Annotated in this window: 8 protein-coding genes and 1 pseudogene; 3 read left to right on the top strand and 6 right to left on the bottom strand. The window is 64.9% G+C overall.

The genetic code is table 11. The features are described from left to right. Positions 1-180: hypothetical protein (locus FJ417_RS33355; RefSeq protein WP_210240642.1), on the bottom strand; the 180-nt coding region annotated here is incomplete at its 3' end. Between the two features lie 338 nt (positions 181-518). Between FJ417_RS33355 and FJ417_RS09585 the strand changes: the two genes are divergently transcribed. Next, positions 519-905 (top strand): DUF2794 domain-containing protein, encoded by a 387-nt coding sequence (locus tag FJ417_RS09585; protein WP_140658621.1) that lies wholly within the window; start codon positions 519-521, stop codon positions 903-905. A gap of 75 nt (positions 906-980) precedes the next feature. Here the strand turns inward: FJ417_RS09585 and FJ417_RS09580 are convergent, their stop codons facing one another. The 4 genes from FJ417_RS09580 to FJ417_RS09565 all read right to left on the bottom strand — a co-directional run bounded on the left by FJ417_RS09580 (position 981) and on the right by FJ417_RS09565 (position 5993). After that, complete coding sequence (locus FJ417_RS09580; protein ID WP_140783161.1) at positions 981-1559, bottom strand: GNAT family N-acetyltransferase; 579 nt, start codon at positions 1557-1559, stop codon at positions 981-983. 216 nt (positions 1560-1775) lie between these two features. Then, positions 1776-2516 (bottom strand): Bax inhibitor-1/YccA family protein, encoded by a 741-nt coding sequence (locus FJ417_RS09575; RefSeq protein WP_140783162.1) that lies wholly within the window; start codon positions 2514-2516, stop codon positions 1776-1778. Between the two features lie 238 nt (positions 2517-2754). Next, positions 2755-5295: an ABC transporter permease gene (locus FJ417_RS09570; RefSeq protein ID WP_140783163.1), complete on the bottom strand. Its 2541-nt coding sequence runs from the start codon at positions 5293-5295 to the stop codon at positions 2755-2757. Further along, positions 5295-5993, bottom strand: coding sequence for an ABC transporter ATP-binding protein (locus FJ417_RS09565; protein WP_140783164.1), 699 nt, complete (start codon positions 5991-5993; stop codon positions 5295-5297). Before FJ417_RS09565 ends, FJ417_RS09570 begins: the two co-directional genes overlap by 1 nt. A gap of 83 nt (positions 5994-6076) precedes the next feature. On the opposite strand from FJ417_RS09565, the gene FJ417_RS09560 reads away from it, so the two are divergent. Further along, on the top strand, positions 6077-6721 hold the full coding sequence (locus FJ417_RS09560) for an arylesterase (protein ID WP_140783165.1): 645 nt from the start codon (positions 6077-6079) through the stop codon (positions 6719-6721). 118 nt (positions 6722-6839) lie between these two features. Continuing rightward, positions 6840-7433, top strand: coding sequence for an RNA 2',3'-cyclic phosphodiesterase (gene thpR, locus FJ417_RS09555; protein WP_140647851.1), 594 nt, complete (start codon positions 6840-6842; stop codon positions 7431-7433). Here the strand turns inward: thpR and FJ417_RS09550 are convergent. After that, a pseudogene (locus FJ417_RS09550) lies at positions 7340-7856 on the bottom strand (low molecular weight protein-tyrosine-phosphatase). The gene thpR and the pseudogene FJ417_RS09550 overlap by 94 nt on opposite strands. Between the last annotated feature and the right edge of the window lie 108 nt (positions 7857-7964).

Here is a 7964-nt window from a genome sequence, read left to right as displayed (position 1 = left end):
GAGGTGGCTCGGCGAAGCCGAGACGGAGTGGGGGTCGACCAGCGCTGCATAAGACAATGCATGCGCCAAGCTGCCATTCACGCTATCGCCAAGACCAGCCGCTTGGAAATGTGTGCATGCCGTAGACAAGGGTGAAGGGAAATAAAAAACCGGCGTCAGCTTGCTTCTGACGCCGGTCATTCAGGTTTTGGGATCGTCGCACCTGATTTTTCCAAGGAAAAACCGAGGTTGGTTCGATCCGACGCTGACCCGTGGGCGGGGGGCTTGGGGTTTACGAGCCGGTGCCGGACCGAACCGTCTCAGGCAACGCCGGTAAATTCGTCGGACATTGGGGCATGAGCGCGGATTATTTGTGGCGAGAATGTGGCAGAGCATCACCAATTCCAACATGTGTTTCGCAAACGTGACTGGACGTTTGGGAAACCGCGCGACCATCGGGCCTGCTTAGCCAGGCCTTGCAATTCGACCGCGAAAGCGCGAACCTTGGCCGGCGCATGATTCAATCGAAGGATCGAGGCATGACCGATCACAGCAGCGGGACGGAGGATGGGGAAGCATCCGGAATATTGATCCCGTTGCACGAGGCGCGCAACGCCCGCCTCGACCAGCCGGTGCGATTCGACCGGCGCGAGCTCGACCAGATTCTGAGGCTTTACGGACGCATGGTGGCGGCCAATGAATGGCGCGACTACGCGATCGACCATCTCACTGATCGCGCTGTCTTTTCCGTCTTCCGCCGGGCCAGCGAAGTGCCGCTTTTCCAGATCGTCAAGGACCCCAGGCTGGCACGCCGGCAAGGCGCTTTTGCCGTCATCGCCGCAGGCGGCCGCATCCTGAAGCGCAGCCAGGAACTCGGCCGCGTGCTTGGCGTGTTCGATGCGAAGCTCAAGGTTGTCGAGGCGTAGTCCGGAAAGAGGAAGTGAGGAACTGGAGAAAAGGACTCTGAATACCTTTCTTCAATTGCCCAATTCCCCAGTTCTTCAATTCCCCTTGAGCCTTTCGCGAAACTTCCGTTCCGGCAGCGAATTCGGATCGGGCGGCAATTCCGCGCCGCCATTCAGCGAAAGCTGCATGAACACCGTGTCCAGCCAGCGTCCGTGCTTGTAGCCCGATCCTTCCAAGCGACCGGAATGGCGGAAGCCGAGCTTCTCGTGCAGCCGCACCGAGGCGCTGTCCGGGTGGCCATCGCCGATCACCGCGATGATCTGGCGGAAGCCCGCCGCGCGCGCCATCTCGATCAGCGCCCGCATCAGCAGGAAGCCGACGCCCTGCCCCTTGGCCTCCGGCGCGACATAGACCGAATCCTCGATGACGAATCGGTAAGCGGGGCGCGGTCGGAACGGCCCGGCATAGGCATAGCCGAGCACGGCGCCGTCCTTCTCCGCCACGAGATAAGGAAAGCCGCCCGCCGCCAGGCTGTCGAATCGGTTGCCCATTTCGGCGCGGCTGGGCGGCTCCAGCTCGTAGCTCGCCGTGCCATGCGCGACCGCATCGGCATAGATTTCGGTGATTCGGTCGAGGTCGGCCGCGGTGGCGCCCCTGATCGCAACATTGCTCATAATTTGTGCAGGTTCTCTTTCCTGCCTCGATAACAGCAGAGGACTGCGCAAAAAGAAAGGGCGGCCATTGGGCCGCCCTTCGCAAAGTCTATGGTCCACTGAGACCGGGTAACCGCCTTTAGAGCAATTCCAGGAAAGTGTGCGCGGTTTTCCGTCCGGAATTGCGTCAAACAAGGAGATAGAGGGTTCGCCGTTTCCGTGAAACGGCGAACTGCCCTAGCGGCGGTCGCCCATGAACTGCAGCAGGAACATGAACAGGTTGATGAAGTCGAGATAGAGGCGCAGCGCGCCCATGATCGCCTTGCGGCCGGCGACGTCGGCGACGTCACCTTCGAAATACATCTCCTTGATCTTCTGCGTGTCGTAGGCGGTGAGGCCGGCGAACACCAGCACGCCGATCGCCGAGATGGCGAAGCCAAGCGCCGACGACTGCAGGAAGATGTTGATCAGCATCGCGATCAGCAGGCCGATCACGCCCATGATCAGGAACGAGCCGAACGCCGACAGGTCGCGCCTGGTCGTGTAGCCGTAGAGCGACAGGCCGCCGAAGGCCGCGGCCGTGGCGAAGAAGGTCTGGGTGATGCTGGTGCCGGTGTAGACGAGGAAGATCGTCGACAGCGACAGGCCGACAAGGCCGGCATAGACCCAGAATGTGGCCTGCGCCGCGCCCACGCTCATCGACTGGATACGGAACGACAGGAACATCACGGCGGCGAGCGGCGCCAGGATGACGGCCCAGCGGAACGCGCTTGCATAGATGAGCTGGCCGAAGGCGGTCAGCTGGCCGTCGCCGGTGACGGCGAGCTGGAAGGCGCCCCAGGCGGCAAGGCCGGTGATCAAAAGGCCAAGCCCCATGAGGTTGTAGACCTTGATCATATAGGCGCGCAGGCCCTGATCGATATCGACGCGCGCGCCGGGGGCGGCGGACGTCTGGTAGTTGCGAATGGGATCAGCCATTGGAAATCCTCTGTTGCTTCTGCCCCGTCCGGTGACAGGTCCGCTCGGAGCGGTCCAGGGACCAGGCGCCGCTGGCGGAGCTCCAGCATGCCTAGCGCGAAATATGATGGTTCTTGACGTCAAGAACAAGACGGTAACGGGCCGTAACGCTTTGTGAGAAGGCAAAAGGCCGGTTTTCGGGTCTTCCAGGCGGCATTCTTACAAAGATTTAACCGGGCGGACGGCTCTCGGCCCTCCGTCAGAGGTTGCGCAGCACCGGCGCTGCCCTGTGGCCAAGCACCCGCCAGGTGCCGGCAAGGCCGATTCCAACGGTGACCGCCAGCGAAACCAGGATCGTCGCCACCGCGACCTCCGGCATGAAATGCGACGGCAGCGTCATGATATGCGCGACCACGAACCAGGCGGCGATGCCGCCGGCGGCAAGCGCGAACAGCGCCGTCGCGAGGCCGATCAGCATATATTCCAGGGAGAAGGCCGTAATCAGCATCCGTCGCGTCGCGCCGAGCGTCTTCAGCACCACCGCGTCGTGGATGCGCGCCCGGTTGCCGGCGGCAAGCGCGCCGGAGAGCACCAGCACCGAGGCGATCAGCGCCACGCCGGCAGCGGCGCGGATCGCCGTGCCCAATTGCGCGACCAGCCGGTTGACGATGTCGAGCGCGTCCTTGACGCGAACCGTCGTCACCGCCGGAAAGGCGCGGGTGACAGCGTTGAGCAGCCTTGCGTCGTCGGCCGTGCTGGCTTGTTTGTCGGTCAGCGTCGCCAGCCAGCCATGCGGCGCCCCGGCAAAGGTGTTGGGCGAGAAATCCATGACGAAGTTGATGCCCATCGTCTCCCATTGCACCTGGCGGAAATTGGCTATTTTCGCCGTGACGTTGCGTCCCAGCACATTGACGGTCACGGTGTCGCCGAGCTTCAGCCCGATCGCCTTGCCTTCCTCGGCCGAGAACGACACCAGCGGCTCGCCGGAATAGTCCTGCGGCCACCACGCACCTTCGGTCAGCGTCGCGTTCTCCGGCTGTTTCGCGTCATAGGTCAGGCCGCGGTCGCCGCGCAGCACCCAGGCGCCGTCGGCCGGGATCTTCACCTTGTCGACGTCGACGCCGTTGAGCGCCATGATACGGCCGCGCAGCATCGGCACCTTGACCAGTGTTCCCCGAGGCGCCTCCTTGCCGACGAGGCTGGCGAAGGCGTCGACCTCGCTGCTCTGGATATTGACGAAGAAGAAGTTCGGCGCCCGCTCCGGCAGGCTGCCGGAGATCTGCCGCCTGAGATTCCCGTCGATCAGCGCCAGCGTCACCAGCAGGGTCAGCCCGAGGCCAAGCGACAGCACCACCGAGGGCGTCAGCGCGCCCGGACGGTGGATGTTGCCGAGCGCCAGCCGCAGCGAAACGGAACGCACGCGCGGGCTTTTTTTTGCCGCCCACTGCACCAGCATCGCCACCAGCCGCAGCACCAGGAAGGCAAAGACCGTGGCGCCGACGAAGATCGAGGCGATGCGGTAGTCGTTGGCCGAGAGGATCGCCAGCGCCGCCAGCGCCAGCACGATCGCCAGAGCAGCGCCCGTATAGGGCAGGCGCGGCAGGCCGCGGCTCTCGAATCCCATTTCGCGGAACAGCGCCGTCGCCGGCACGTCGCGGGCGCGGCCGAGCGGCAGCAGCGCGAAGGCCAGCGTCACCAGCAGGCCGAACAGTGCGGCCATGGCAAGCGCGCCAGGATAGAAGCCGCCTTGCGCGGGCACCGGGATGACGGACTGCAGGAGCGCGCTCGCCACGAACGGCATCGCGGCGCCCAGGATCAGCCCGAGCACGATGCCGAGGCCCGCGATCAACAGGATCTGCACCAGATAGACGGTGAAGACGAAACCGCCCGAGGCGCCGAGGCTCTTGAAGGTGGCGATGACGCCGCGCTTGCCGTCGAGATAGGCGCGCACGGCATTCGCCACGCCGACGCCGCCGACCACCAGCGCCGTCAGCCCGACGAGCGTCAGGAACTGCGAGAAGCGCTCGATGTTGGCGGAGAGCGCGGGGGCGGCGTTGCTGCGCGTGCGGATCGACCAGCCGGCCTGCGGGAAATCCTTCGCGGCCTCGGCCTGGATGTCCTTGATCCGGGCCTCGGACGCGCCGTCGGGCAGCCGCACCTTATAGGCATTCTCGACCAGGCTGCCGGGCTGCACCAGGCCGGATGCGGCAAGGCCCTCGCGCGAAATCATCAGCCGTGGCGCGAAACCGAAACCGTCCGACACCGCATCCGGCTCGCTGACCAGCCTGGCCCGCAACTCGAAAATGGCGCTGCCGAGCTTCAGCCTGTCGCCGATGTGAACATTGAGCCGGTCGAACAACAGGTCGGGCGCGGCGGCGCCGAACACGCCGGACCTTTCGCCGAACAATTGGTCCTTCGGCAGCGCCGGATCCGTCTCCAGCGCGCCGTAGAGCGGATAGGCGTCGTCGACGGCCTTTGCCTCGACCAGCGCCTGGTCGGAGCCGTCCTCCAGCCGCGCCATCGAGCGCATGCCGGAAGTCAGTGAGACCGTGCCGAGGCCTTTGATGAAGCCGAGCTCGGCATCCGAAGCGCTGCGCTGGTTGACCTGGAAGCGCAAATCGCCGCCAAGCAGCGTCTGGCCCTGATTGGCGACGCCGGCGGAAATCGCCTGCGCCACCGAATTGACGCCGCCGATCGCCGCGACGCCCAGCGCGATGCAGGCAAGGAAGATCATGAAGCCGGACAGGCCGCCGCGCATCTCGCGCAGCGAGAAGCGGATGGCGAGCTTCAATGTCCGCATCAGGCGGGAACCTTCACGGCTTTCGGCGCGTCCTCGATCCGCCCCGAGCGCATCGAGACCTGCCGCGCGCAACGCGCGGCAAGCGCCGGGTCGTGCGTCACCAGCACCAGCGTCATGCCGCGTTCCGCCGCCTTGGCGAACAGAAGATCGGCGATCTGCTTTCCCGTCACCTGGTCGAGATTGCCGGTCGGCTCGTCGGCAATGAGGATGCGCGGCGACGGCGCCAGCGCCCGGGCGATCGCCACGCGCTGCTGCTCGCCGCCGGAGAGCTCGCCCGGATAGTGCGTCACGCGGTCGCTCAGGCCGACGGCGGCGAGATCGCGCGCGGCGACGCCGAACGGGTCGGCATGGCCGGCAAGCTCGAGCGGCACCGCGACGTTCTCGAGCGCCGTCATGTTGGGAATGAGATGGAAGGACTGAAAGACGATGCCAATGTTTCGTCCACGAAACGATGCGATCTGGTCCTCGCTTTTGCCGTTGAGCAGCTCACCGGCGATCTGGACCGTACCCGAATCGACCCGTTCCAGACCGGCAAGAACCATCAACAGGGTTGATTTGCCCGAGCCCGACGGTCCAACGATGCCGGTGGCTTCACCGGCCGCCACGTCGAGGCTCACACCCTTCAGCACATGGACGGAGGACGCGCCCTCGCCGAGCGTCAGCGATACGTCCCTCAGCGCGATGACGGCTTCTGTCACAATGAAAGTGCCCTATATGTGGAAAAAGGGAGACGGCCCGTGTCTCTTTCCTTGGGTTGTTTCGGTCATATGGGGCTCGCCGCATGGCATTCAAACACCGTTTTGCCGCAGCCCTCATCCTTTTCCTCGCCGTTTGCGGCGCCATTACGCCGGCGCGCGCCGTCACCTTCACCATCGTCGGCTTCGGCGACAGCCTGATGGCAGGCTTCGGCCTTGGCCCAGGCCAGGGTTTCACCGACAGGCTGCAGGCGGCGCTGAAGGCTAAGGGCCTCGACATCACCGTCGCCAATGCCGGCGTCTCCGGCGACACATCGAGCGGCGGGCTGGCGCGGCTCGACTGGTCGGTGCCGGACGGCACGAGGCTCGTCATTCTCGAACTCGGCGCCAACGATATGCTGCGCGGCGTCGCTCCCGACATCGCCGAGAAGAACCTCGACGCCATGCTGGGCAAGCTGAAGCAGCGCGCCATCCCGGTGCTGCTCGCCGGCATGCGCGCCGCGCCCAATCTCGGCGCCGACTACCAGAAGACCTTCGACGCCATCTACCCGAAGCTTGCCGCTAAATATGCCGTTCCGCTCTATCCGTTCTTTCTCGACGGCGTCGCCGGCCACCCCGATCTGCAGCTGGAGGACGGCCTGCACCCCAATCCGAAGGGCGTCGACGTGATCGTCGAGCGCATCCTGCCCACCGTCGAGAGGGCGATCGCCGACAATGGCGGCCCGTCGTGAGTCCAAAACGCCACGGTTTCCGCTGGGGAAACTTTGTGGACAACAAAGCTCTTGCCCCGCGCTTGTATCGATGATTCGCTAGGGACGAGAGTTTCGATTCGAGGACAGGAGGCTTCACATGCCACGTCTTTTCACCGCCCTCGAAATTCCGCGTGATGCCGCCCTCTCTTTGTCCCTGCTCCGGGGCGGGTTGCCAGGAGCGCGCTGGATCGACGTCGAAAACTACCATCTGACGCTGCGCTTCATCGGCGATGTCGAAGGCCATGTCGCCGACGAGATCGCCAACGCCCTCGACCGGGTCGACCGCCCCTCTTTTCAAATGACGCTCTCCGGCGTCGGCGCCTTCGGCGGCAAGAAGCCGCATGCGGTGTGGGCCGGCGTGTCGGCTTCGCCCGACCTGGCGGCGCTGCAGGGCGAGATCGACCGCATCTGCCAGCGGCTCGGCCTGCCGGCCGACCCGCGCAAATTCTCACCGCATGTGACGCTGGCGCGCCTGCGCAATGGGAGCCCGCTCGATGTCGCGCAATATCTTTCGGCGCGCGGCAATTTCGCGGCGCTGCCCTTCCGCGTCGGCCGCTTCGTCCTGATGTCGTCGCGCGATTCGGTCGGCGGCGGCCCCTACATCGTCGAAGAAGCCTGGCCGCTGGTCGGCGAAGCGCTGGCCTCGAGCCGCTTCGCCAGCGCCTCAGATGCCTCGCGGATCATGCGATAGACCGAAGCGAAGGCCTCGGCGCCGTCGTAATAGGGATCCGGCACGTCCGCGCTCTGTCCCGTGGCAAAATCCAGATAGAGATGGATGCGGTTGTGCGCGGCCTGCGGCGCCAGCGCCTTGAGTTCGCGCACATTCGCCTTGTCCATGCCGAGGATCAGGTCGAAGCGCGAAAAATCCTCCGCCAGCACCTTGCGCGCCCCTCTGCCCTGAAATGTCGACGCCATGCTTTGCCGCCACCGCCACAGAGCGTGGATCGGGCGCGGAGCCGACCTCCCAGCCGCTGGTCGCGGCCGAATCGAGCACGATGCGCCTGGCCAGCCCGCGCTCGGCCGGCACGCTGTGGAAAACGCCCTCGGCAAGCGGTGACCGGCAGATGTTGCCGAGGCAGACGAACAGAATGGATTTTAAGGGCTTTTCGCGCATCGATCCGGCAGGTTTAAATCTTTGCTTTCATGCATGTCGTCACCCCAAAACCGCCGCGCACTTTTGGGCGACATGCATTATGGTGCAGGCCATTTTCGAATAGCACAG

The sequence above is a fragment of the Mesorhizobium sp. B3-1-7 genome (genome assembly GCF_006439385.1).
GTDB lineage: Bacteria > Pseudomonadota > Alphaproteobacteria > Rhizobiales > Rhizobiaceae > Mesorhizobium.
The sequence above is the reverse complement of the archived record's forward strand: the minus strand, read 5'-3'. Positions and strand labels throughout refer to the sequence as shown.